The sequence below is a fragment of the Geminicoccus harenae genome (assembly GCF_019800005.1).
Lineage (GTDB): Bacteria > Pseudomonadota > Alphaproteobacteria > Geminicoccales > Geminicoccaceae > Geminicoccus > Geminicoccus harenae.
Window position 1 is genome coordinate 66000 of sequence record NZ_JABGCL010000010.1, and the last position, 23829, is coordinate 89828.

General features: G+C 70.5%; 21 protein-coding genes. 11 read left to right on the forward strand and 10 right to left on the reverse strand.

The genetic code is table 11. The features are described 5' to 3' along the window. Positions 1-13: 13 nt before the first annotated feature. Positions 14-412, reverse strand: a complete 399-nt coding sequence (locus HLA95_RS11340; protein ID WP_191059962.1) for a hypothetical protein — start codon at positions 410-412, stop codon at positions 14-16. 630 nt (positions 413-1042) lie between these two features. Continuing rightward, a complete protein-coding gene (locus HLA95_RS11345) occupies positions 1043-1339 on the reverse strand; it encodes a GYD domain-containing protein (protein WP_191059961.1) in 297 nt (98 codons plus the stop codon). Positions 1340-1481: 142 nt separating this feature from the next. Here HLA95_RS11345 and HLA95_RS11350 point away from each other — a divergent pair, with 142 nt between their 5' ends. Together HLA95_RS11350 and HLA95_RS11355 are read left to right on the forward strand one after the other, a co-directional pair. Next, complete coding sequence (locus tag HLA95_RS11350) at positions 1482-1751, forward strand: hypothetical protein (RefSeq protein ID WP_191059960.1); 270 nt, start codon at positions 1482-1484, stop codon at positions 1749-1751. A gap of 110 nt (positions 1752-1861) precedes the next feature. Beyond that, the gene (locus HLA95_RS11355) at positions 1862-2512 is read left to right on the forward strand and encodes a BON domain-containing protein (protein ID WP_191059959.1); all 651 of its coding nucleotides are present in this window, start codon (positions 1862-1864) and stop codon (positions 2510-2512) included. Between the two features lie 99 nt (positions 2513-2611). On the opposite strand, the gene pucL is transcribed toward HLA95_RS11355, so the two are convergent. Beyond that, the gene (pucL, locus tag HLA95_RS11360; RefSeq protein WP_191059958.1) at positions 2612-3466 is read right to left on the reverse strand and encodes a factor-independent urate hydroxylase; all 855 of its coding nucleotides are present in this window, start codon (positions 3464-3466) and stop codon (positions 2612-2614) included. A gap of 71 nt (positions 3467-3537) precedes the next feature. Between pucL and HLA95_RS11365 the strand changes: the two genes are divergently transcribed. The 3 genes from HLA95_RS11365 (at position 3538) to HLA95_RS11375 (ending at position 5893) form a co-directional block, all read left to right on the forward strand. Beyond that, a complete protein-coding gene (locus HLA95_RS11365; RefSeq protein ID WP_223861532.1) occupies positions 3538-3957 on the forward strand; it encodes a GFA family protein in 420 nt (139 codons plus the stop codon). A 62-nt stretch (positions 3958-4019) separates the two neighbouring features. Then, a complete protein-coding gene (locus HLA95_RS11370; RefSeq protein ID WP_191059957.1) occupies positions 4020-4733 on the forward strand; it encodes a DUF599 domain-containing protein in 714 nt (237 codons plus the stop codon). Positions 4734-4834: 101 nt separating this feature from the next. Further along, entirely contained in the window at positions 4835-5893 is a 1059-nt protein-coding gene (locus tag HLA95_RS11375) for a 2OG-Fe(II) oxygenase (protein WP_191059956.1), read from the forward strand. On the opposite strand, the gene HLA95_RS28925 is transcribed toward HLA95_RS11375, so the two are convergent. Genes HLA95_RS28925 through HLA95_RS11390 form a run of 3 tightly spaced genes read right to left on the reverse strand, consistent with a single transcriptional unit; the run spans position 5871 to position 9758 of the window. Further along, positions 5871-7061, reverse strand: coding sequence for a glycosyltransferase (locus tag HLA95_RS28925; RefSeq protein WP_222183370.1), 1191 nt, complete (start codon positions 7059-7061; stop codon positions 5871-5873). The two genes, HLA95_RS11375 and HLA95_RS28925, sit on opposite strands and share 23 nt — an antisense overlap. Further along, entirely contained in the window at positions 7054-8946 is a 1893-nt protein-coding gene (locus tag HLA95_RS11385) for a thiamine pyrophosphate-binding protein (RefSeq protein WP_191061451.1), read from the reverse strand. Before HLA95_RS11385 ends, HLA95_RS28925 begins: the two co-directional genes overlap by 8 nt. Before the next feature lie 53 nt (positions 8947-8999). Next, positions 9000-9758, reverse strand: a complete 759-nt coding sequence (locus HLA95_RS11390; RefSeq protein ID WP_191061452.1) for an acylneuraminate cytidylyltransferase family protein — start codon at positions 9756-9758, stop codon at positions 9000-9002. Between the two features lie 160 nt (positions 9759-9918). On the opposite strand from HLA95_RS11390, the gene HLA95_RS11395 reads away from it, so the two are divergent. Continuing rightward, entirely contained in the window at positions 9919-10986 is a 1068-nt protein-coding gene (locus HLA95_RS11395) for an SDR family oxidoreductase (RefSeq protein WP_222183372.1), read from the forward strand. Between the two features lie 18 nt (positions 10987-11004). On the opposite strand, the gene HLA95_RS11400 is transcribed toward HLA95_RS11395, so the two are convergent. The 3 genes from HLA95_RS11400 to HLA95_RS11410 form a co-directional block, all read right to left on the reverse strand. Beyond that, positions 11005-11997 (reverse strand): SDR family oxidoreductase, encoded by a 993-nt coding sequence (locus HLA95_RS11400; RefSeq protein ID WP_222183374.1) that lies wholly within the window; start codon positions 11995-11997, stop codon positions 11005-11007. A 143-nt stretch (positions 11998-12140) separates the two neighbouring features. Further along, positions 12141-14264 carry a CHAT domain-containing protein gene (locus HLA95_RS11405; RefSeq protein WP_222183376.1) on the reverse strand — a complete coding sequence of 708 codons (2124 nt, stop codon included), beginning with the start codon at positions 14262-14264 and terminating at the stop codon, positions 12141-12143. Then, the gene (locus HLA95_RS11410) at positions 14264-15919 is read right to left on the reverse strand and encodes a ShlB/FhaC/HecB family hemolysin secretion/activation protein (protein WP_191061689.1); all 1656 of its coding nucleotides are present in this window, start codon (positions 15917-15919) and stop codon (positions 14264-14266) included. Before HLA95_RS11410 ends, HLA95_RS11405 begins: the two co-directional genes overlap by 1 nt. 177 nt (positions 15920-16096) lie before the next feature. On the opposite strand from HLA95_RS11410, the gene HLA95_RS28825 reads away from it, so the two are divergent. Next, a complete protein-coding gene (locus tag HLA95_RS28825) occupies positions 16097-18097 on the forward strand; it encodes a CHASE2 domain-containing protein (RefSeq protein ID WP_222183378.1) in 2001 nt (666 codons plus the stop codon). A 4-nt stretch (positions 18098-18101) separates the two neighbouring features. Further along, on the forward strand, positions 18102-18713 hold the full coding sequence (locus HLA95_RS11420; RefSeq protein ID WP_191062633.1) for a DUF928 domain-containing protein: 612 nt from the start codon (positions 18102-18104) through the stop codon (positions 18711-18713). Here the strand turns inward: HLA95_RS11420 and HLA95_RS11425 are convergent. After that, the gene (locus tag HLA95_RS11425; protein WP_222183380.1) at positions 18710-20839 is read right to left on the reverse strand and encodes a filamentous hemagglutinin N-terminal domain-containing protein; all 2130 of its coding nucleotides are present in this window, start codon (positions 20837-20839) and stop codon (positions 18710-18712) included. The two genes, HLA95_RS11420 and HLA95_RS11425, sit on opposite strands and share 4 nt — an antisense overlap. A 133-nt stretch (positions 20840-20972) precedes the next feature. Between HLA95_RS11425 and HLA95_RS11430 the strand changes: the two genes are divergently transcribed. Genes HLA95_RS11430 through HLA95_RS11440 form a run of 3 tightly spaced genes read left to right on the forward strand, consistent with a single transcriptional unit; the run spans position 20973 to position 23823 of the window. Beyond that, positions 20973-21818 (forward strand): BtpA/SgcQ family protein, encoded by an 846-nt coding sequence (locus HLA95_RS11430; RefSeq protein ID WP_191061381.1) that lies wholly within the window; start codon positions 20973-20975, stop codon positions 21816-21818. Beyond that, entirely contained in the window at positions 21815-22672 is an 858-nt protein-coding gene (locus tag HLA95_RS11435) for a PfkB family carbohydrate kinase (RefSeq protein ID WP_222183382.1), read from the forward strand. Before HLA95_RS11430 ends, HLA95_RS11435 begins: the two co-directional genes overlap by 4 nt. Beyond that, entirely contained in the window at positions 22669-23823 is a 1155-nt protein-coding gene (locus HLA95_RS11440; protein WP_222183384.1) for a PfkB family carbohydrate kinase, read from the forward strand. Before HLA95_RS11435 ends, HLA95_RS11440 begins: the two co-directional genes overlap by 4 nt. Positions 23824-23829: the final 6 nt, after the last annotated feature.

Here is a 23829-nt window from a genome sequence, read left to right on the forward strand (position 1 = left end):
CACGGGCGGGCGGTCACCTCCCGCGCGGCGGGTCCTCGTCCGGGGCGGTGCTCGGCAGGATCAGCCGCTCGATATCGTTCACGATGCTCAGCATGAGCTGGTACTGCTGGCTGTCATCCGGCTCCTTCAGCCACCAGCGCATGAATGCCAGCTTTCCCCGCAGGTCGTCGACGCTGCGGCTGGCCGTGGTGACGATCCGCTGGTCGAGCTGGTCCCAGCTCCGGCTCAGCATGGCGTGCAGGTCCTGCTGCGCGTACTCGTCGATCGCCCTGAGCCGGTCGATCAGCCGGTTGCGCTCGTGCCAAAGCTCCAGGAGGTTCGGCTGGTCGAAGGCGGCACCGCCCTCCGTGCTGCATCGGCCGCCGAGGCGGCCGGAGGCATCGAAGGCATCAGGGCTCTTTATGTACGACATCGAGTATCCTTTCCCTCTTGGCCGGTGACGGCCGCGGGACGACGAACAATGCGAACGGACCAGGACGAAAATATGCGCCTGGTCGATTTGGCCTCCGGTGCATGACGGTCCTGCATCGCCCTGGCAAGCCCTGGCAGCAGCACCATCGAGAGGTAGTCACGAGTTCACCTTATACGGGAAAATTTAGGCGTCTACCTGGGGCGAGACTGGAAGTTCCAGGAAGGGCCAAAAATTAATACGAATTTACCACAATTCGAGGTTGTGAAGGGGCCGACCGCCGTGGCAATGTCCCTGCGTCGATTTGTACAAGTGAAGGTCAACATTTTCACGTACGGACGCTGCGTGGGCATCGACACTCAGGTGCCGGCCCGGAAACGGAGTGTGGTTACGAATCGCATCGGAACTGGAGACAAGCGGTTGTCGGTTCGGGATCGTTTTTATTCATGCGATCACTATCGACTTGGCCGCTCCAGGTCTGCGCGATGCACACCATTATGAATTCCACTCGTATAGTCTGCGGCGACCGAAGACGTCTGCCGCCCGTCGACGGATAATTTCAGTCCGGCTCGCCGGGTCGTCTGCCTCAGGGCAGGCGGCCCGGCGAGATGTTTTTCCGGCCGGGCCGCTGGTTCAGCCGTCCAGATGCGCGATGATCTCGCGATACGCGGCTTCCGGGAAAGCCTTCAGCGTCGTGGTGCGCACATAGCCCAGCATGCCCAGGCGCAGGGCGAAGCGCGCCGAGGTGGCGTCATCCGGCGCATCGTAGATCACGATCAGGTCGTAGCCGCCCATGGTGAGGAACACCTGGCGGAAGTCGCCGTCCATCTCCCGCAGGAGCGCCCGGGCCTTGTCCAGCCGGCCAGGCGACTCCTGGATGTTGGCCATGCCTTTGTCGGTGTAGTTCATCAGCGCGATGTAGGTGGACATCGGCCTGCTCCCTGAGTGGCGCCGGGGACCAGCCGGTGGCGGTCCTCGGCCTCGAGGGTACGAGCTTACCGGATTTGCGAAAACATGCGACGCTGCCGGCCGGGCCAGACCGTCCTGGCCGCTTCGCGACGGCGGTGCGCGCATGAACCGAACGCGCTTCCTGCACCTGGGCTGGCTCGTCGTCCTGCTGACGGGGCTGCCATCGGCATCGTCCGATGGCCATGCTGACCGCGCCTGTCCCTGCCGCCATGCCGGCGGCACCGCGGAGCAGGGCGACGTCGTGTGCCTGGAGGTCGACGGGAAGCGGCAGCTCGCCCGTTGCGAGATGGTGCTGAACAATGCGTCGTGGCGCCCCCTGGGCATCGACTGCGAGGTCACTTCCGGCCGCGCGGTCCGGCCGGTGGCAGGCTGACTGGCGGGGACCGGAGGCGCGACCTTCAAAGGAACCCTGTCGCTGCGAGTGGTTTGGTTCGGTAGACGCGCCAGTAATGGCTTCCCGATTCGATAAGGAGGCACGGCACCATGGCGAACCATGATCGCCCGCGCGGATGGCAGGAGGATCGCGGCAGTTACCGAGGCCGGGACCGTGGGTTCGGCCAGGGCCGCTACCCCAGCGAGGAACGCGACTACGGCCGTCGTGATTACGGCCGGTTCTACGAAGAGGAAGGCGACAACGGCGACTTCCGCCAGGGCTACGGCCGCGGCCTTGCGGAAGACCCCTACCGTGGCGGCTATAGTCAGGAAGCCTATCGCAGCGGCTATGGTCAGGAGGGCTATCGCGGCGACCGTGGCTTCTTCGAGCGGGCCGGCGACGAGATCGCGACCTGGTTCGGCAGCGACGACGCCGAGCGGCGCCGGCGCCAGGATGCCCGCGAGGGCGATACGGGTGCCCAGCATCATCGCGGGAAGGGTCCGAAGGGCTATGTCCGCTCGGATGAGCGGATCCGCGAGGATGTCCAGGATCGCCTGACGGATGATCCGTACCTCGATGCCACCGAGATCGAGGTGGTGGTCGCCAATGGCGAGGTCACGCTGAACGGCACGGTGAACAGCCCGGACGACAAGCGGCATGCGGAAGACATCGTGGACCGCGTGTCCGGCGTGAAGCACGTGCAGAACAACCTGCGCGTCCAGCAGCACTCGGCGACCGGCGAACGGGCCAGGGTATATTGACACCGGGTCAGGCCCGGCCGGCCGATCCTGCTGATGACAAAACCTCCCCACGGCGCTGCCGCGGGGAGGTTTTGTGCAATGGATGCGCGCCCCGGGCCGTCAGTTCCGCCCGATCGTGCACTCGATCTGGCCATGCGGCTCGTCGGTCGCGGTGAACACCTGGTTGCCGTTGTCCAGCCCGAACGGCTCCAGGTTGACCAGCAGGTAGTGCTTGTTCGGACAGGCCAGCGTGATCTCCTCGATCTCCGGCACCGCCTTCAGGGCAGCCTTGCCCATCCGGTACAGGCTGTCCTGGATGCTCTTGCTGTAGGTGCTGCCGAACACATCCAGCATCGTGTCGAGGATCCGGGCCCGCGCCGCCTCGTAGTCGGGCGGCACGCTGTGCCAGCGCCAGGACGCATCCATGGCGGTGGCGGCGATGCGATCGTCGGTTTCCTTGAGCGTCGTGAACGGCTCCTTCACGAAATCGGCCCAGCCGGAGCCGGTCGACTTCATGAAGGTGAAGCCGGTGATGCCCGATTCGGTGAGCAGCGAGCTGCGGGTCATGGTCGCGCGGGCGAACGGCGTGCCGTTGCCGTCCAGGGTGAAGGCGTGGGGCTGCGGCTGACCGGCGGTGACGATGCGGCGCCACACCGTCTCCTGGCTGGTGATGTTCGCCCCGTCGAGCATCGGGTACTGGTGGAGGAGGCGCCGCGCGATCGCGGTGCAGAACGCCTCGTTGCTCCAGTCCAGGTGCTCGCGCGCCACGACGTTGACGATGTTCTTGATCGTGTCGGTGCAGATCGACTTCGTGTTGTCGGCATGGGTGAACGTATCGGCGAAGTCCCCGGTCACCATGGCCTTGACCGTGGCCTCGCGCACCTCGTGCCAGCCATCCGGCCGGCCCGGAACCTGGCGCTGCACACGCAGCACGCGCACGCGCCCCTTTCCGTAGGTCTTGCGGACGAGCGTCATGACGGTTGGCCCTCCGGAGGCGGTCGATCTAAGGTTGCGGCACAGTCTGGGCACCCCGGAACGGCGAGGCAATGACCAGCAGGGACATGGCGGGATCGATCGGCGGCGGCTGCCTGTGCGGCGCAGTGCGCTACCGGGTGGACGGGCCGCTGGAGCCGATCTCGATCTGCCATTGCGGTCAGTGCCGGCGGGCGCACGGCTATCTCGGCGCCTATTCGGCGGCTGCACCCGACCGGCTGACCGTGACCGACACCGCGCAGCTCGGCTGGTACCGCTCCTCGGCCTCGGCCGAGCGCGGCTTCTGCCGCCAGTGCGGCTCGCCGCTGTTCTGGAAGCCCGCGCATGGCCGGCACATCTCGATCAGCGCCGGCTCTCTCGACCAGCCGACCGGCCTCGTGATCGAGCGGCACATCTTTGTCGCGGACCGGGCCGACTACGAGGTGATCGACCCGCAGGCACCGAATCACTGGCCGGGCGGCGAAGCGCCGTGATCCATACCCTGCCGGTCCCTCCCGCCCGGGTCTCCGCTGCCATGCCGGCCTGACGCCAGCCCATGACCGCGGACGTGATCCAGTTCACCGGGCGCTGGGCCGATCTCGTCGCCTGCGTGGCCCTGATCGGCTGCTGGCTGCTCTATCCCCACGTCCTGGCGCTGGTCGCCCGCCGCCGCATCACGCTGAACGAGGCGATGGTCGAGATCCGCCAGGACTGGATGGTGTCGATGCTCCAGCGGGAGAACCGCATCACCGACGCCGCGCTGGTCGGCCATGTCCTGTCCAGCGCGTCCTTCTTCGCCTCCACGACGGTGCTGGTGATCGGCGCGCTGATCGGTGCGCTGGCCAACGCGCAGACGATCGTGGCCACGCTCGGCCAGTTCCTGCTGGACCACCCGCCGACCGTCTGGCTGACCCAGCTCAAGATCGTCGTGATCCTGACGATCTTCATCTACGGCTTCTTCAAGTTCACCTGGGCGATCCGCCAGTACAACTACATGATCGCCCTGATCGGGGCCGCGCCGCCGGCACCGATGCCCGACGCCACGATCGCCCCGCTGGCCAGGATCTACGCCGCCCATTTCAGCAGGGCCGCCACCGACTTCAATCATGGGTTGCGGGCCTATTATTTCAGCCTGGCGGGATTCGCCTGGCTGATCGACCCGCTGATCGTGCCGCCGACCCTCCTGATGATCGTGGCGATCCTGGCGCGCCGCCAGACCCGCTCGGGGGTGCGCGACGACGTCCAGGCAGCGCGGGTCGCATTGCGCTGAACGGGATGTGACCAGGGTGGAAGCCACCTGCGGTTGACAACACATGGACGATCTGTAAGCAAATCCATCCAGACCGAGCACGAGAAAGGATGTGAGCCGCCATGGCGATCGGCGACCCCTGCCCCCTCTTCACGGCGCGTTCGTCCAACTCGCCCACCCTGAAGATCGACACGATCGCCGGCCGCTGGCTGATCCTCACCTTCATCAGGGGCATGGATGAACCGGCAGGGGCGGCACTCGCCCAGGCCCTGGCGGCCTCGCTGCTGTTCGATGATGGCCATGGCAGCCTGTTCTTCGTCACCCCCGATCCTGCCGACGAGAGCGGTAGCCGCCTGCCGCTGCGCACGCCGGGCGTGCGCGCGTTCTGGGACCAGGACCGCCAGGTGGCGCAGCAGTTCGGCCTGACCGGCAACGATCCCGTCACGGTCGTGATCAGCCCGCGCCTGCAGATCGCCGCCGAGATCCGCGAGGCCGACCCGGCGCGCCATGCCCAGGCGGTGCTGGACCTGATGGCGAGCCTGCCGCGCACCGACGCCCTGCCGCCGATGTTGGCGCACGCGCCGGTCATGGTGATCCCGCAGGTGTTCGAGCCCGAATTGTGCCGGGTGCTGATCCAGGGCTACGAGCGCAATGGCGGCAGGGAGAGCGGCTTCATGCGCGAGGTCGACGGCAAGACCGTCGAGGTGAAGGACCGCAGCCACAAGGTCCGCAGCGACTGGGTGATCGAGGACCAGCAGCTCGTCCGCGCGATCCAGACCAGGTTCAGCCGACGGGTGATCCCGGAGATCAAGAAGGCCTACCAGTTCGACGTCACCCGCATGGAGCGTTACATCGTGGCCTGCTATGCGGCCGAGGAAGGCGGGCATTTCCGTGCGCATCGCGACAACACCACCAAGGGCACCGCGCACCGGCGCTTCGCCGTGTCGATCAACCTGAACGCCGAGGAATACGAGGGCGGCGACCTGCGCTTCCCGGAGTTCGGCCGGCGCACCTACCGCGCCCCGACCGGTGGCGCCGTAGTGTTCTCCTGCTCGCTCCTGCACGAGGCGAGCCAGGTCACCGCCGGCAAGCGCTATGCCTTTCTGCCGTTCCTGTACGACGAGGCGGCCAAGAAGATCCGCGAGGCCAATCTCGCCTTCATCCAGAAGGCGGCGGAGTAGCCAAAGGCCGGCCCACGGCTTCGGCGACGGCCCGCACGAAGCCGTGGGCAAAGCGCGCCCGCGCCAGCTCGTAGGCATCGAGTGCCTGCGCCTCGGCCATCGGGTCCGGGCCGGGCACGCCCTCGTCGCGCACCGCCGTCAACAGCCGAGCCAGCCCGTCCACATCGTCGACACCGAACCAGCCGGCGCGATCCGGTGCGGCCTGGGCCCGGTGGGTGCGGATGTCGGACAGGAGCAGGGGCCGGCCCAGCGCCTTGGCCTCCTCCACCGTGGTGCTCCAGCCCTCGAATCGCGACGGGTTCAGGAGCGCCATCGCGCGACGGTGCAGGGCGAACACGATGTCCAGCGGCACGGGCCCCAGCAGGCGGAACCGCCGCTCCACGCCCAGCTCGGTCAGCCTGGCGCGCAGCGCCACCACATGGTCCGGTGCCCGGTAATCGACCAGATGGCCGGTGGAGACCACGGTGAGATCCGGCACGCGCGCCAGGGCTTCGGCCACCAGCCCGTGGTTCTTGTGCCGCCAGAGCTGGCCCGGGAGGTAGACGAACCGCTCGGGCAGGCCGAACGGTTCCAGCAGCGCCACCGGGTCGGCCATGAGCGCGCGGCTGGGAATGGTGACCGCGAAGGAGAGAACCCGTGCCCGCTCCGCCTGCATCGGGAACCAGCCCGCCAGTTCCTCGGCCGCGGCGTCGGTCTGCACGAGGGTCAGTGCCGAACGGTCGAGGAAGCGTTCGTGCTCGGCGGCCCGGGTGCGCCGCTCGGCGGCGCTGAACATTTCCGGCAGGTGCCGCTCCTGGAAGTCGGGGATCCAGTGCAGGTTCGGCACGACCGGCGCGCGGCAGGGCAGCGGGCGCAGGAAGGTCGCGTCGACCCGGCCCGCCAGCACCCGGTCGAACCCGTCCAGCCAGGGCAGGTCCAGCCGCTCGCCGAGCTTGCGCGCCCACCACGCCGGGTGGTGGCGGGTCAGCTGGTCGAGCGCCCGCGGCACCGCACCCAGCGCCCGCCAGCGCGCCACCCGGGTTTCCCCGGCGTCGCGCGGGTGGAACAGCACCACCTCCAGCTCCGGTCGCCTGCCGATGGCCGTGAGCAGGTTGGCGAGGAAGCTCTCGCCGCCGCCCCAGCTCGGATCGAACGCCGCGAACAGGCCGAGCCGGATCGGCTCAGCCACCGATGGCCCGCGCGATCCCGGCGGCGTCCAGGCCGTGATCGGCCAGCACCTCGTCATTGGCGCCGCAGGACGGGATCCGGTCAACGCCCAGATGCAGGACCCGGCCCCCGAAATGCTGCGCCTGCAAGGCAGCGCCCAGCACCACGCCCTGTCCTCCCTCGACATAATGGTCGTCGACCGTCACCACCGTCTTGGCATCGCGGGTGACCTCCGCGAGCCAGGCGGCGTCGACCCGGTTCAGCCAGGGCAGGATGACCAGCCGGCCGCCGCCTGCCCGGTCCAGCGCATGCCAGGCCTCGGTCGCCATGGTCGGGCCGTAGGCGATTACCACGAGGTCCCTGCCGCTGTCCTTGGCGATCCAGCCTTTCCCGGGCTCCACTCGGTAGTTCGCCGGCAGGGCATAGGGCACAGCCACGGGGATCGAGACGAAGCGCAGATAGGTGCTGCCCTCGTTCGCCTCGAGCGCCCAGCGCACGAGCGGCTCCACCTCGGCGGCACAGGAGGGCTGCACCAGCGTCAGGCCGGGCGTGCCGGCCAGGGCGGCGATGTCGCGCACCGACTGGTGGGAATGGCCCGGCCCGCCCGGGAGCAGGCCTGCCAGCGCGGCCAGGTAGACGACCTTCGAGCGCTCGGTGGCGTTGTTGTAGATCTGCTCGTTGGCGCGCGTCGCCAAAAAGCAGGCGAAGCTGTGGCAGACCGGGACCAGGCCCTTGCGCGCCATCGCACCCGCCTGGCTCACCATGTCCATCTCGGCGATTCCGCACTCGACGAAGCGCTCGGGCAGCTTCGCCTTGAACGGGATCAGGCCGCAGTCGAGCATCAGGTCGGCATCCAGCGCCACGACCCGCTTGTCCTCGGCTGCTACCTTTAGCAGCGCCTCGGAATAGGCCGGGATCAGCCGCTCGGGCGCCTGGGCCGGGGGTGCGGTCACCGGCCGCTCGACCGTTTCCAGGGTCAGCTCGGTCTGCCGCGCCTCGCGCAGGATCCGGTTGACCCGGTCCATGATCTCCTGGGCGGCGCGGGTGTAGTCGGCCGCCTGCGGGGCGCCGGAATGGAAGCGGTAGAGCTCGGCGTCGCTCTCCATGGCGACGTGCTCCATGAAGGAGACGCCCTTGCCCTTGATCGTGTCGGCGATCACCAGCTTGGGCTTCCTCACCCCGCGGATCGCATCCAGGGCAGCGACGATGCCGGGCAGGTCGTGGCCGTCCACCCGGGCCACATGCCAGCCGAACGCGCGGAACTTCGCCTCGAGGTCACCCAGGTCGGAGACCTGCTGCACGAACGTATCGGACTGCAGCTTGTTGTGGTCGACGATCGCGGTGATCTCGTCGTAGCCCCGGTTCGCCGCCGAAACCAGGCTCTCCCAGATCTGCCCTTCCTGCAGCTCGCCATCGCCCAGCATCACGAAGATGCGCGGGCTCTTGCCGCCCTTCAGCCGGTTGGCGAACACCATCCCCTTGGCCTTGGAGATGCCCATGCCGAGCGAGCCGGTGTTGGCGACCATGCCGGGCGTGCCCACGTCCGGATGGCCGGGCAGGCCGCCCAGCTTGCGGAACCGGTGCATGAGATCGGCCGGCAGCCGTCCCAGCGCCGTCAGGACCGCGTAAAGGCCGGGCGCGTCGTGGCCCTTGGAGGAGAAATAGACGTCGCCGTCGCGCATCTCTTCCAGATGCAGCCAGGTGACCAGCTCCATCGAGCTGAACGAGCTGCCGATATGGCCCGAGCCCGCGCGCGCGATCATGTAGAGCACGTTCAGCCGCGCCAGGTCGGCGAACAGCCGGGCCCGTGCCACGGCCGGCATGGCGAGGCTGCGGATCCGCGCGAACTCGTCGGGGGCCACCCAGTAGAGCGTGCCCTCGACGGCGTTGCCGGTCAGTTCACCCATGAGACGCTGCTTCCATGAAGGGGAATACGGAGGGGAGGGCGGTTCGGATCGCTTCAGGCATTGCCGAGCTGCGGCGGCGGCCGGTCGATCGGTGGCAGCTTCGCGCCCTCGTGCTCGATGATGTAGAGCGCGTAGAACCAGTCCTCGGGATCGTTCAGGTCCACGCCCTCGAAGCCTTGCGTGAGGAACGGCATGAAGCTGTTCCCGGCAATGGTCCGGCCGTCCCGCACCACCCGGCTCCAGGCGATCTCCAGGCTGGCGTTCTGCACGTAGACCTCGGGCAGGGTCGGGTATTGCGAGCTGTGCCAGGGCTGCTCGGGCGGGCCGAAGGGGAGGAGCGGCGACATCCGGTTGCCGCGGATCACCCACATCTTGCCCGGATGCTCCCGGCATTTCTGCACGGCCCGCAGGCTGTCGAACTGCTCCCGTTCCGCCAGGAACTGGGTCCAGGCCCGCTGGATCGTTTCCGGCTGCCGGAACGGCGAGGTCGGGCGCAGGATCGAGAAGCAGTCGAACGGCTCCAGCGCGCCCAGCGCATGCTCGACCCATTCGATGTCGGGCGAGCGGTCGCCGGCCATCTCGGGCGGCCGCATCACCACCTCGGCGCCATAGTGCCGGGCGATCGCCGCATAGTCGCCGCTGTCGGTCGACACGCAGACCTTGTCGAACACGCCCGAGGCGCGCGCCGCGGCGATCGTGTAGGCCATCGCCGGATGGCCCAGGAGCGGGCGGATGTTCTTGTCGGTCACCCGCTTCGAGCCGCTGCGGGCGGGGATCAGGGCGACGATGGAGGGCGCGTTCTCGACGGGCATGGACGGTCCGGGCGACGCTTGGCTGGCAGGCTTCTTAGTGGGTTTGGCCGAAAGTGGGAACGGCCGCGACCTGCCGGTGGCGATGTCCGTTCCGGTGCCGGCTGGTCCGGTGCGTGCGGCATGCCTATCCTAGCCGGCAGGGAAGCGGGAAGGATCACACATGAGCGGCACGGCACTGGTGGTGGGAGCCAGCGGCATCATCGGCAATGCGCTCGCGAAGCGGCTGCTGGCCGAGGGCTGGACCGTCCATGGCTTGGCGCGGCGATCGCCGGCCGAGCCGGAGGGCCTGCGGCCGGTGGCGGCCGACCTGCTCGACCCGGCGAGCCTGGACGCGGCGCTGGCGCAGGTCGCACCCAGCCACGTCTTCCTGGCGACCTGGATGCGCAATCCTACCGAGGCGGAGAACATCCGGGTCAACGGGGCGATGGTGCGCAACGTGCTGGCGGCGCTGGCCAGGCACAACTCCGTCCGCCACGTGGCGCTGGTGACCGGGTTGAAGCATTATCTGGGGCCGTTCGACTCGTACGTGAAAGCAGGGCGGATGCCCGAGACGCCGCTCCGCGAGGAGATGCCGCGGCTGGACGTCGAGAACTTCTATTACGCGCAGGAGGACGAGGTGTACGCGGCGGCGGAACGCCAAGGCTTCACCTGGAGCGTCCATCGCCCGCACACCGTGATCGGCAAGGCGGTCGGCAACGCGATGAACCTCGGCACGACGCTCGCCGTCTATGCCACGATCTGCCGGGAAACCGGCCGGAAGTTCTGCTGGCCGGGCTCGCAGGCGCAGTGGGAAGGTCTCTCGGACGTCACCGACGCGCGGATCCTGGCCGAGCAGCTCCTGTGGGCGGCGACCACGCCGGAGGCGCAGAACCAGGCCTTCAACATCGTCAATGGCGACATCTTCCGCTGGAAATGGCTCTGGCCGCGCCTGGCCGGCTGCTTCGGCGTGGACTGGATCGGCTACGAGGGCGAGCTGCGGCCGCTGGAAGCCGAGATGGCGCAGGACGCACCGGTCTGGCGCGAGATCGCCGGGCGTCACGGCCTCGCGGAGCCCGAGCTCGACCGGCTGGCCTCGCCCTGGCACACCGACCTGGACCTCGGCCGGCCGATCGAGGTGATGACCGACATGAAGAACAGCCGCAGGCTGGGCTTTGCCGCGTTCCAGCCGACCGAGGCCTCCTTCCTCGACCTGTTCCGCGAGCTGCGCGCCGGCCGGCTGATCCCGTAGCCGCACCGGCCGCCGGGGTCAGCGCGGCCGGAGTATGCGGCTGGCAAGCAGCGCCACACCCGCCATGACCGCCGTGGCGACCGCCGGATGCAGCGTGGCCCTCGTATAGAGGCTCGGGCGGATCATGCTGCCGGGGCGACTGCCGCGGACCTGCGCCTCGGCCCGCCCCTCGTAGAGGTTGTCGGTCGGGGTGGGCGGCTGCGGCCCGCGCTGCGCGTCGAACAGCAACTCCTCGCTGACCTTGTCGAGCAGGCGTGGGGCGACATGGCCGAGCGTGCTTCCGGTGCGGGCGGAGGAGCCGATGAAGACGTCCCGCCTCGGGTGCTGCGCAGCGTCCAGGATGGCCATGGCCGCGTCCTCCGGCGCGTAGATCGGCGGCGGGAGCTGCACCTCGTGGCTCGTGTAGTTCTTCATGTGCTGCGGCATGGGCGTGCCGATCGACCCGGGCTTGATGAGCGTGACCACGATCGGAGCGTTCCGCTCCTCCAGCTCCATCCGCAACGCGTCGGTGAAGCCTTTCACCGCATGCTTGCTTGCCGAGTAGATGCCCTGCATCGGCAGGGCCCGGTCCGACGCCACGCTGCCGACATTGATCAGCGCCCCGCCCTGCCGCTCCAGGTAAGGAACGGCGACCAGCGAACCGTGGACGACGCCCCAGAAGTTCGTGTCGAACAGCTGGCGCATGTCGGCCTCGTCGATCTTCTCGATCGGGCCGAAGATGCCGACCCCGGCATTGTTGACCCAGCTGTCGATGCGGCCGAACCGGTCGATGGCGGTGTCCGCGAGCTTCTGCACGTCGTCCCGCCTCGCCACGTCGCAATGCACCCAGATCGCCTCGCCGCCGCGCCCGGTGATCTGCCGCACCGCCTCATCGAGGGCGGCATCGCTGCGCGCGGCCAGCACGACCCTGGCGCCAGCCGCCGCCGCGGCCTGCGCGGTCGCAAGGCCAATGCCGCTGGAAGCGCCGGTGACCACGATCACCTGCTCGGACAGGGGCTTCAGCTTGGTCATCACGATCTCCAGGCCCCCATCCGGGAACGAGCTCCTGGCCGGCGGGCGATGTGGCTTTGCAGTTGACGGAGGAGAAAGCGCCTGCCGCGCAGGCCGTTCCGTTGCGCCCGCGTTCGTCCGCCACCCGATCCGGAGCCGGCCGGCTACCGCCAGTCGCCGACGAGCTGGAACGCCGCCCAGTAGACCGGTGCGGCCATGCCCGGCTCGGCCGCCAGGGTAAGCTGGGCCCGGCGCAATGCTTCGGCCTTCCCGACATCGCCCGTGGCAAGCTCGCCGTGGAACAGGGTCATCAGCCGCTCGGCCGCCTGGTCGTCGACCTTCCACATCGAGCCGATCGCAGCCCGCGCCCCGGACTTCACCGCCAGCCCCGCCAGACCCAGCGCGGCACGGTCGTCGCCCAAGGCACTCTGGCAGGCGCTCAGCACCAGGAGTTCGACCGGCCGGTCGCGATAGCGAGCCTGCTTGATCAGCCGCTCCAGGTCGTCCAGGCCCAGCTCCTCGCAGGTGCCGAGCAGGACCTTGCTGTCCGAGGCCTCCGGGGCGAACTCGGCATGGGTCGCGAAATGCAGCACCGAGAGCGGCCGGGTCGCCAGGTCCTGGAACAGCCCGGCGCGGTCGAACGCGTCGTCGACCAGGGTGACGGTGCCGGCCGGCGGGCTGAGCGCTGCGATCGCCTCGATTTCGGCCTCGGTGCCGTCCAGCGCGTCCCAGCGGGGCGGGCAAGCCCTGGCGGTGGCGCCGAGCAGCCAGGAGGCGCTGCCCCGCGGCGCGGGTGCGGTGTCGACGAAGTCCAGGCCCGGGTTGAGCGCCACCGCCATGCGCTCGAGCAGGAAGCTGTCCCCGTCCAGCAGGGTAGCCGGCAGCACGTGGCGCAAGGGCCCGTCCGGCACGAACACCAGCGTCTCGACACCGTCTAGCTCGTCGTCGAATGGGCGGATCAGCAGGTCGTAGAGTTCCCGCGACTGCGCCTTCCAGCCGTCCGGCTGGGTCGGGTCGGTCAGGCGGAACGGGTAGGCCTCCAGCTCGCCACGGGCCGGCAAAGGCGAGCGGTGGTGCCGGATCCGCCCGTCCGGCAGCATCATGAACAGCTCGATGCCGTTTCGCTGCACGATCGTCACCAGGGCGGCGGCATGGGGATCGATCTCGCCGACGCTCCGAGTCCGCGCCCGCAGGTCGGCTACGCAGTCGTCCTGGAAATAGTCGGACAGCTCCGCCGCACGGGCCTGGTCGGCGAACCGGATCACCTCGCGATAGATCGCGACCCGCTCCGTCTCCGGCAGGCTGGCGGCACGTGCGATCTCCAGGGCTACGTAGCGCTCGACCAGCGGGGCCACCTGGAGCCGGTAGGGGGAGCCCTGGCGGATCCAGTCATAGTCCAGCAGTGCCGCGCGGCGGCGGTCCAGGGCGCGGAGTGCCGCGGCATAGGCGTCGCTGGCCGCGGCCGGATCGTTCCCCAGGCGGTCGAGCATGGCCGCCCGCACCGCCAGCGCCTCGGCCTCCACCTGGCCGAGATCGGCCTGCCCGGCGCCCAGGATCGCCCGATCGGCAGCGGCGAGCGCGGCCTCGGCTCGGCCCAGCCCCGCCAGCCGCTCCGCCGCCAGGCCCACGGCGACCGCTGCCAGGTCGGGACGGCCGTGTGCCGTGATCGCGGCCTCGGCGGCCTCCAGCGGGGCAGGATCGCCCGTCAGCTCGCTGGCGAGAAGCGCCGCCACCAGCTGCTCCTCCGGGGAGCCGCCAGCCTCATGCAGCGCCGCGGTCTCCGCCACCTCGACGGGCGGCGGCGGGCAGGGGTCGTTCGCGATCGGCTGCGGCCGGGCGGCAAGATCGGCGCGCACCGCTTCCAGCCGCGCCACCAGGTCGTCCTGGCGCCGGTAGGCTTCCTGCGCTCGATCACGGACCCGGCGGGCCACGGCGGCCAGATCCGCCCGCTCCTCACAGGTATCGGCCGGCGGCACCACGGCCAGACGGCGGGCCATGGCGTCGATCCGGCCGAGGCAGGCCTGCCAGACGGCACCCGCCGGCATCGGCTCGGGCGGCACCGTCCAGGCATGGTCCTGGCCATCGCAGCGGCTGGTCGCCAGGGCGCAGAACCGGCCAAGCGCAGCGTCACCCTGGCCGGCCGCCTGCCCGGCCAGGAGCAGGGCTGCCGGGAAGCACTGGCGGGCCCTGATCAACTCGCCTGCCTCGTCCGCCCGAGCACCGGCACCCCCCAGGCACAGCACCGGCCAGAGCAGCATCGGCAGGAGCAGGCGGGCGAGCCGGCGCATCAGGACCGCCCGGTGCTGGCGAACGGCCAGGGCCAGATCCCGCAGCGGATCCGGAAATGGATGCCCAGGTCCTGGAGGTCGTCGATGTCGTCGGGCCGCCCCTCGAAGGGCTGGGCGACGTACAGGGCCAGGTCCAGCCGTTCGGACGGCCGCCAGCGCAGGCCGATCCCGGCACTGGCGATGGTGTGGTCGGTCTGCTCCGGGTTCATCCGATCCTCGCCGCCGCCTGCGTCGACGAACGGGATCAGCTCGACCAGCCCGTCCGCCACCGTGCGCTCCAGGCCCGGGATCGGCAGCCTTGCGATCGGGATGCGGTATTCCAGCGAGGCGAACCACCCTGTGTCGCGCACCAGCAGATTCTCGCGATAGCCGCGCACCGTGTCGATGCCGCCGATCGTGAACTGCTCGGACGGCAGGAGCGGGTCTGCGGCGAGCTGGCCGCCGGCGCGGACCACGATCTGGTGGTTGGCCACCGCCCACGTCGGATGGGCGGCGAACGGCAGCAGCACCGCTTCCAGCTGCGCCTGCCAGGTGAAGAACTCGCTGCAGGGCTGGCGATCGCCATCCTCGTCGTAGCAGCGGTCGGAGGAGCCCAGCGCATCCAGGCCGATGCTGAAGATCGACTGGGCGGCGAGCGCGAACATGCGGTCCTGACGCAGCCAGGTCTGGGCGAAGCGCAGGGCGGTGACATCGCTCACCCCGTCCTTGGTACCCGGCGCGAACGAGAAGCCGTCGCCCAGCAGGAAGCTCTCGCCGCGCCGGCGCTCCAGCGACAGGTCGAGCAGCACGTCGTCCTGCGCCGTACGGTAGACCGGGTAGGACGCGCCCAGCTCGATCCCGGCCGAGTTGCTCTCGATGTCGAGCGCGTCGAACGGATCCTCCACCACCCGCGCATCGGCATAGTCGACCACCGCGCGCAGGCGCAGGTCGGTCGCGGTCACCGGCCGCTCATAGGCCAGCTCCACGCTCCAGGCCCCCTCGGACGCAGCCGCCTCCAGGCGCAGCGGATCGCCCTGGCCGGTCAGGCTCTTCCACAGGGCGACGGTATCCAGGCGGAGCGAGCCGATCGAGGGCGACTGGTCGTTGGCGAGCTGGGCGTCGATCGTGAAGGGCGGCCGCTCCTCGACCTGGACCAGCAGCCTGGCCTCGCCACGTTCCCCGCCGGGCAGGACGCTCGCATCGATCGCGGCGATCATCGGGTCCTTGAGCAGGACCTGGAGGCGTGCGCGCAGAGTCTCCAGGTTGAACGGCGTGCCAGCGGCTAGCCGCAGCCGGTCCGCGACATAGGCGGGATCCAGGCCGGACGCGCCCTGCACGTCGATCTCACCGAGCCTGCCCAGCACGATGTCGATGTCGAGCACCCGGTCGCGCAGGTCCTGGCCGGCGATCACCGCGCCTGAATTCACATAGCCCCGTTCGACATAGCGGGCGGTGATGGCGTCGCGCAGGTCGACCAGCTCGCCGGTGGTGAGGCTGCGGCCCTCATGGGCCGCCAGCAGGTCGGCCAGCCCGGCCCGGTCGATCGGCGGAGCGACATCGGCCGGCGAGAACCGCAGCTCGATCCGGTCCACGGGAAAGGCAAGCTCGGCCTGCGCGCGCGCGGGCGTGGCACCCGCTGCCAGCAACAGGCACAGCAGCAGGCAACAGCCGAGCATCCAGGCACGGATGCCGCACGCGCAGGATCCCCCCAAGACCGGCATTCTCCACGGGTCCGCTCCGCTCCAGCCTTAGCGGAGCCGTGCGCCATTGCCAGCGGATCGTTACCGGAAGTCGCTCGCAGCCGCCCGGCCGTGGCGCTAGAGCCAGACGGGGATGGAGGCGTGGATACCAGGATGCAGCGCGTGCGCCCCGGATGTGGCCAGGGGATCGAGATCGGCCCGCTCGTCCTGCTGCTGGCGATCGCCGTCCTGGTGATGGCGGGGGTGGTGGCGCTGCGTACCGCAGGCGCCCTGCGCCCGGCGGAGCTGGTCGGCCACGACGTGATCGTGACGCTGGCGCGCCAGGTCACGGAGCGGCCGGACCCGGGCGTGGTGGTGCTGGGCGTGGACGACCGGGCCAAGGCCGACCTCGGCTGGCCGCTCGCCGATGCCACGGTCGCCCGGATCATCGAGATCCTGGCCGCAGCGGAGCCGGCCGCGATTGGGCTGGACTTCTTCCGCGGCGACATGCCGGTGGGTCCCCTGGGGCAGGCGGCCGATCCGGCCGACACCGAGCGGCTGGTGGCGCTGATGGAGCGCACGCCCAACTTGGCGCTCGTGCTCGACACCTTCGCCAAAGAGCTGCCGCCGCGCCTGGCCAGCTTGGCGGAGATGGACCGGCTGGTATCGCCCAACCTGGTACCGGACCCGGACGACGTGGTGCGGCGCGGCATCCTGGGCGATGTGTTTCCCGATCCCGAGGTGGCCGAGCCGGTGCTCGGCATCTGGTCGCTCGCCGCACGGCTGGCCCAGCTCGCAACCGCAGGCGAGGCGCTGGCCCCGGACGGCGCGGTGCCGGAGGAAGTGCTGCCGATCGGCCGCCGCGCCGTCGCGCCGCTGCGGGCCGAGGACGGGCCCTATGCCGGGGCAGAGAGTGTCGGCGGCGGCTACGAGTTCCTGGCGAGCTGGCCGGTGACCGACCTGCCGGTCCTGCGGATCACCGACCTGCTGGCGGGGCGCCTGCCGCCGGACGCATTGCGGGACAAGGTGGTGCTGGTCGGCAGCACCGCGCGCAGCGTCGGCGACATCGTCACCAGCCCGCTGCTCGACCGGGCCTCGGAAACCGCCTTGCCCGGCCGCTCCCTGTTCGGCGTGGAAGCCCATGCCCAGCTCACCGCCCAGCTCCTGCTGGAGGCGCGCGGGCAGGTGCCACCATTCCGCCCGGCACCGCCCTGGGCCTGGCTGGTAGTGACCGGCCTCGCCTGCCTGCTGGGTGCCGCCGCCGGCGGGCTGATCGCCGCCCCGGCCCTGAGCCTGCCGGCCCTGCTCCTGGGCGCCCTGGCTTGGCCGGCGATCGCCCTCTACGGCTTCGTCCAGGGGATCTGGCTGGCCTGGGTGCCGCCCTTGCTCGGCTGGCTCGGCGCGGCGGGCCTGGGTTTCGTGCTGGTTGCCTGGCGCGAGCGGCGCCAGCGCGCGCGGCTGACCGGCCTGTTCCGCACCTACCTGCCGCCGAGCGTGGCCGACACGCTCTGGGCCGGCCGCGACCGGCTGCTGAAAGAAGGCCGGCCGGTGCCGCAGACCATGGTCGCGACCGTGCTGTTCTCCGACGTGCGCGGGTTCACCGCCGTGTCCGAGCGGATGACGCCCGCCGAGCTGCTGGACTGGCTCGAGGCCTTCCATACGCTGATGGCCGACTGCATCGCCGAGGAAGGCGGGATCGTCGCGGACTTCATGGGCGACGGCATGATGGCGGCGTTCGGCGTGCCGGTGCCGCGCACCGATGCGGCCGGCGAGGCGGCGGACGCCAGGGCCGCGGTCGCGGCCGCGCTGAAGATCCGCCGCCGGCTGCCCGACCTGTCGGGGAAGCTCGTGGCGAGCGGGCGGCCGGGCATCGCGATCCGGATCGGGATCCATACCGGGCCCCTGGTGGCGGGTGCGATCGGCGGCCGGGCGCGGCTGCAGTACACCATCCTGGGTGATACGGTGAACACGGCGGCCCGGCTGGAGAGCTGGGCCGGTCCGGGTGCCGACGGTGACGGAGATCACTGCCGCATCCTGATCTCGGCAACTACCTTGCACCACCTGGACGAGCACTGCCATGCACGTCCGGTCGGCAGCCTGACCCTGAAGGGCAAGGCGCAGCCGGTACCTGTCTTCCGGGTCACGGACGAGGTCGGTGATCCGCTGGGAGTGTGAAGCGATGCTCGGCCGTCGGGAGATCCTGTTCGGGGCCCTGGGACTGACAGCACTGGGCGCCCTGCCGGCCCAGGCCGCGGACGGCAACCTGCTCAAGCGCTTCGGCGCGCCCAAGACCCGCGTCCAGGGCGGCACCCGCTCCGGCCGCGGCAAGGCGCAGCCGGAGGTCCTGCTCAGCGAGGAGCCGGCGCTGTCGGCCACCGCCCAGCCCGACCTGTTCTGGTACCTCTCGGCCGATTACGGCCTGCGCGTCGAGCTGAGCCTCACCCCGGTCGGCGGCACCGAGCCGCTGCTCCATCGGGTGATGAAGCGTGGTGCCGCGGCCGGCATCCATGCCCTTTCCCTGAAGGACGTCGGCGTGCGGCTGGCAGAGGGGCAGGACCATGTGTTCGCCCTGACGCTGGTGCCCGATCCCACGGTGCGCACCGCCGACGTCTCGGCACGCGGCACGCTGCGCTTCGTCCCGCACGCCCCGTTCGCCGATGCGCGAGCCGCGGCCGCCGCCGGCTACTGGGTGGACGCCTTCGCCATGGCCGATCCCGCCCTGCGCGTGGCACTGCTGGAGGATGTCGACCTGCCGCGGCCGGCCGACTGGCTCATGAACCAGGCCGCCTAGCGCGCGCAGCCCTCGGCCTGGGCCTGGCTGCCAAATGGCCGCCGCGGGTCGAACGCGTCCTCGCCACCCCGTACGGCACCCACTACCAGGCTGGAGGCGATCTCCCGCGCATCGCAGGAGGTCGCCAGCAGCCGGTCGGCCGGCGCCACCTGGGCATCGAGCCCGGCAAAGCTCGACACGATGTCGGTCTGCGGCGAGGTGGTGGCGACGGTGCCGGCATTGCCCTGCCGGGCGGACGCATCGATCTGGCCGGGCCTTGCGATCAGCCCGTCCGTGGCGATCCGGATCGTGCCCCCGTCGCCCACGTTGGGGGCATCCGCGATGATGAACGAGCTGGCGTCCAGCACGACCGGGCCGCCATCGCCCCCGCCGATGCCCTGGATGGCGACCGAGCCAGCCTGTGCGCCCTGGACGTTCCCTTCGATCCGGCTGCCGATCGCTCCTCCGTTCTCCAGGATCAGCCGGTCACCCACCAGGAGGAGGATGCGCCCGCCCGACCCGGGATCGGCGATAGTCGAAACCGCCCCTCCGTCCAAACGGGTTTCGGTGGTGGAGGCGACGGTGATCTCGCCAGCCGATCCTGTGCCGCCACGGGAGGTGGAATCTACGAGGGTAGCGTCGCGGAGCGTGACCTTGTCGCCGCTGATCGAGATATTGCCGGCTTTGCCGGACGCTTCCGTGGAGGTCGTGACCCGGGTCGTTCCCGAAAGGTCCACCTCGTCGGCAACGATCCGGATGCTGCCGCCAGGTGCCTGGGTGATCGTAAACGCACCCAGGGTGGACGAGCCGTCGATCGAGGCCTTGTCCCTGGCCACGATGTCGATCTGCCCGGCACGTCCCGTCCCGGCGTTGCTGCTGGTCGCGATCGAGCCGTCGGTGACATCGAGCGCCCCCACCCTCAGCACGATGTCACCGGCACCGGCCAGCCCTTCGGTGAAGCTCAGGATCTGGGCCCCGTTGCGCAGCACCAGGCGTTCATCGGCGACGATGAAGGTGCGTCCGCCCTTGCCGGGCGTACCGGTTCCGGACGAGGGGCTGCCGACGAGGGTTCCATCGGCCAGGGTGATGCGCTCGCCCTTGAGGACGACCTCGCCGGAGGGGCCGGTCTCCGACACCTGACTGTAGGCGGCGCCATGCTGCAGGAGGATGTCGTCGGCGGTGATGATGATCGACGGTGCCCGATCCGTGCCGACTGCCTGGGTGAAGATCTGGCCGAAGGACAGGTCACCCCCGCCATCGATCTGCACCGAGCGGCCCGCAATCGCGATTGCCGGGGCGCTGGTCAGGCCGATGCTGCTGAAGGAGCGGGCAGTCAGGTTGGCTGCCTGGATCGTGACGTTGCCTCCTTCCACCCGAAGCAGTTCCTCCGGGAAGAACAACCAAGCGACGAGATCGGCACCACCCTCGATGCGGACGTTCCCGTCCCGGGCCACGGCATGGGCCTGATCCAGCCGGACCTCGCCCGGCCCGGCCTGCCCGGCGATCAGCAGCGGGCCGTCCGTGACCAGCAACGTCCCGTCGATGCTGACCGATCCGCCGGTAAGGGACGTCGTCGTCAGGAAGCCGATATTGCCCCGGTCGAGTTCCGGCGCCTCCACCTTCAGCTCGCCAATCGGCCCACCGAGGAAGCCGAAGGCTTCTGGCGCCGCCGCGGTGAGCTGGCTGCCCTGGATGTCCCGGGCGCTGAACTTCGCATCACCCTCGAAGCGCAACTCGTCGGCGGTCGACAGATGCAGCGAGCCCGGCACGTCGATCGTGGCACCCTTGCCCACCACGATGCCGTTGGGGTTGAGCAGCCACAGGCCGGCGCCGACCGCGGTCGAGCGCAGGGTGCCGTGGATCTGCGAGCCATCCGGCCCAGTCACCCTGCCGATGATGTTGGCGGTGCCGGCCGGCCCCTCGAAGGTCACGGCATCACCCGCGGGCACGCCGAACTTCTCGAAGCTGTGGAACAGGTTGCTGCCGCGGGTGGACCCCATGTCCGGCGTGATGCGCACGTCCTGGCCGTTCAGGGTGAGCCTGCCGCGGCTGCCGACCGTACCGTCCAGTACCACCTCCGCCCGCACGCCTCCGAGCGGCGTCAGGAGCAGGGCCAGGCAGGGGAGGAGGGGGAGGATCGGGCGCATGCGGACCTTCGCAAGGGGCCATGCCACGCCGTCACGCTAGGCCTATTCGACGGGTCGTCCAAGTCGCAGGACGCCACGGTCGCTCGATGCTAGGAGACAGGTCAGTATGAACCGTTTCAATTCAGGCCTGCCCATGTCCAGCGCTCCTGTCGTCCGGCCGCGTGCCCATGCCCTGATGGACCTGTTCGGCCGCCAGGACGGCGTAGTGATTGGCGTCGTGCATCTCCTGCCGCTGCCGGGGTCGCCCGAGCATGATGGGGGGCCGGTCAGTGCCATCTATGAGCGGGCGGTGCGCGACGCTGAGGCCTATGCCGAGGGTGGCGTGGACGGGCTGATCGTCGAGAACCACGGCGACATCCCCTTTCTCAAGCCGGACCGGATCGGGCCGGAGACGGCGGCCTGCATGGCGGTCGCCACCGAGCGGGTGGTCCGTGCCGCGGGCCTGCCGACCGGGATCAACGTGCTGGCCAATGCCGCCGAGGTGGCGCTCGCGGTGGCGGTGGCCGGGGGTGCCGGCTTCGTGCGCGTCAACCAGTGGGCCAACGCCTATGTCGCCAACGAGGGGATCATCGAGGGTCCGGCCGCGGTGGCGCTGCGCTACCGCAAGGCGCTGGCCGCCACCTCCATCCGGATCTTCGCCGACAGCCACGTCAAGCACGGCGCCCATGCGATCACTGCCGACCGCTCCGTGGCGGAGCTCACCCGCGACCTGGAATGGTCGGGGGCGGACGTGGTGATCGCTACCGGCCAGCGCACCGGCGACGCCGCCAACAAGGCGGAGATCGCCGAGATCCGGGGCGCTACCTCCCTGCCGGTGCTCACCGGCTCTGGCGCCACGATCGCCAATATCGGCAACATCCTGCGCCATGCCAGTGGTGCGATCGTGGCGAGCTCGCTCAAGCGCGACGGCGTCTGGTGGAACGAGGTGGAGGTCGACCGCGTGCGCGCGCTGATGGCCGAGGCGGCGAAGTATCGATGACGCGGCTCCTGGTCCTGGGCAATGCCGCCCTGGACCTGGCACTTCGCCTGCCCCGGCTGCCGCTGCCAGGGGAAACGCTGCTGGCCGACGGCCAGGCCGGTGATGTCGGCGGCAAGGGCCTGAACCAGGCGGTGGCGGCCGGGCGATGTGGGGTGCCTGTGCGGCTCGCCACTGCACTCGGCACCGATGCCAAAGGACAGCGGATCCGGGCAGCGCTGGCCGCGGAGGGTCTGGCGGTAGAGGTCCTGCGGAGCGTCGAGGCACCCACCGACCGCTCGATCGTGCTGGTCGGCGCCGACGGGCAGAACATGATCGTGACCACGGCGGATCAGGCGCGTGGCGTCGATGCCGCGGCGGCCGAGGCGGCCTGCGCCGGCCTGGCGCCGGGCGACTTCCTCCTGGTCCAGGGCAACCTGCCGGCCGATGCCACGGGGGCAGCGCTCGCCGCAGCTCGGCAACGAGGCGCCCGGACACTCGCCAACCCGTCGCCCCTCTGGTTCGACTGGCCGCCGCTCCTGGCGGATGTCGACCTCGTGCTGGTCAATGAGCCCGAGGCGGCCATGCTCGACCTGGGGCCGGCCGATGCGGTGGTGGTCACGCGCGGTGCCGACGGTGCGGTGCTGCGGGACCGGCAGGGGCGCCAGGACGAGGTCGCTGCCCCGGCGGTCCAGGCGGTCGACACGACCGGGGCGGGTGACGTGCTGGCGGGCGTGCTGGCCGCGGGCTTGTGCCTGGGCATGGCGCCGCTCCTGGCCCTGCGCTGGGGGGTGGCCGCGGCGAGCCTGAAGGTCGGTCGGCAGGGGACGCTGCGCGCCTTTCCCGACGCCGCCGAGCTCCAGAGGCTGCGGCCGTGAAACGGCGCGCCACCATCCGCGACGTCGCGATGGCGGCCGGCGTCTCGATCGGCACGGTCAGCAATGTCCTGACGGGTGCCCGGCCGGTCGCCGCCCCGACCCGCATCGCGATCGAGGCGGCGATCGAGCGGCTCGGCTATGCGCCGGACCAGGCAGGGCGGGTGCTGAACAGCCGGCGCCGGCGTGGCCCTGTTGCCCCGCCGCCCGGCATGCCGCGCCTGACGGCGATCGGCTATCTGTGCGCCGATCTGACCGCGCGGCTGGACGTGCTGCCGGGCGCCGACGAGCGGGCCCAGGCGCGGCTGATCGAGGAGACGCTGGGCGGGGCCGCGGCCAATGTCGCGGCGGTCGCGGCCGGGCTCGGGTCGCCGCTGGCGGTCTGGACAGAGCTGATGACGCGCCTGGGCGCCGACGCCCACAGCGACTGGGCGGCCGGCCTGCTCGCCAGCCGCGGCGTGGCGCTGACCGAAGGCTCACGCCGGCCGGACGGCCACCTGTCGCGCTGCATCGTCCTGGTCGACGCCGAAGGCAGCCGCACCATCGTCAACGAGCCGCTACAAGTGCCGAAGGCCGACCTCCTGGCCTGGCTGGGCAGCCTGCCGAGGCAGGCCGGGCGCCACTGCCTGCACATCCAGGGCGACCAGCTCGAGGAACTGCTGGACGCCCTGCCGGCAGCGCGGAGCCGGGGCCTCCTCCTGTCCTGCCATGCCCCGGGGCTGCGCCCGGCCCTGCGCACGCCGGCTGCCATCCGCCGGCTCGCCGAACTGCTCGACCTGGTGTTCCTGGACGGCCCCACCGCACACGCCGTCACCGGCATGTCGGCCACGGCCGACTGCCTGCCCGCACTGGGCGCGCTGGCGGGCAGGGCCACGCTGGTGGTCACGCTGGGTGCGGAGGGCGCAGCCCTGCTGGAGCCCGGCCGGCGGCCGATCCGCGTCCCAACCGACGCGGTGGTTCCGGCGGACCGCACCGGTGCAGGCGACTGCTTCGTCGGCACCTATCTGGCCGCCTGGCTGTCGGGACGCCCGGCCGCCGATGCGGCCCGGCTGGCCGTGCTGGCCGCCAGCCGCTCGGTGCTGGTGCCGGGTGCCCAGGAATATCGGCCGGTGGCGGACGAACTGGCGGACGCGCTAGCCAAAGAAGGAGTTTGAACGTTT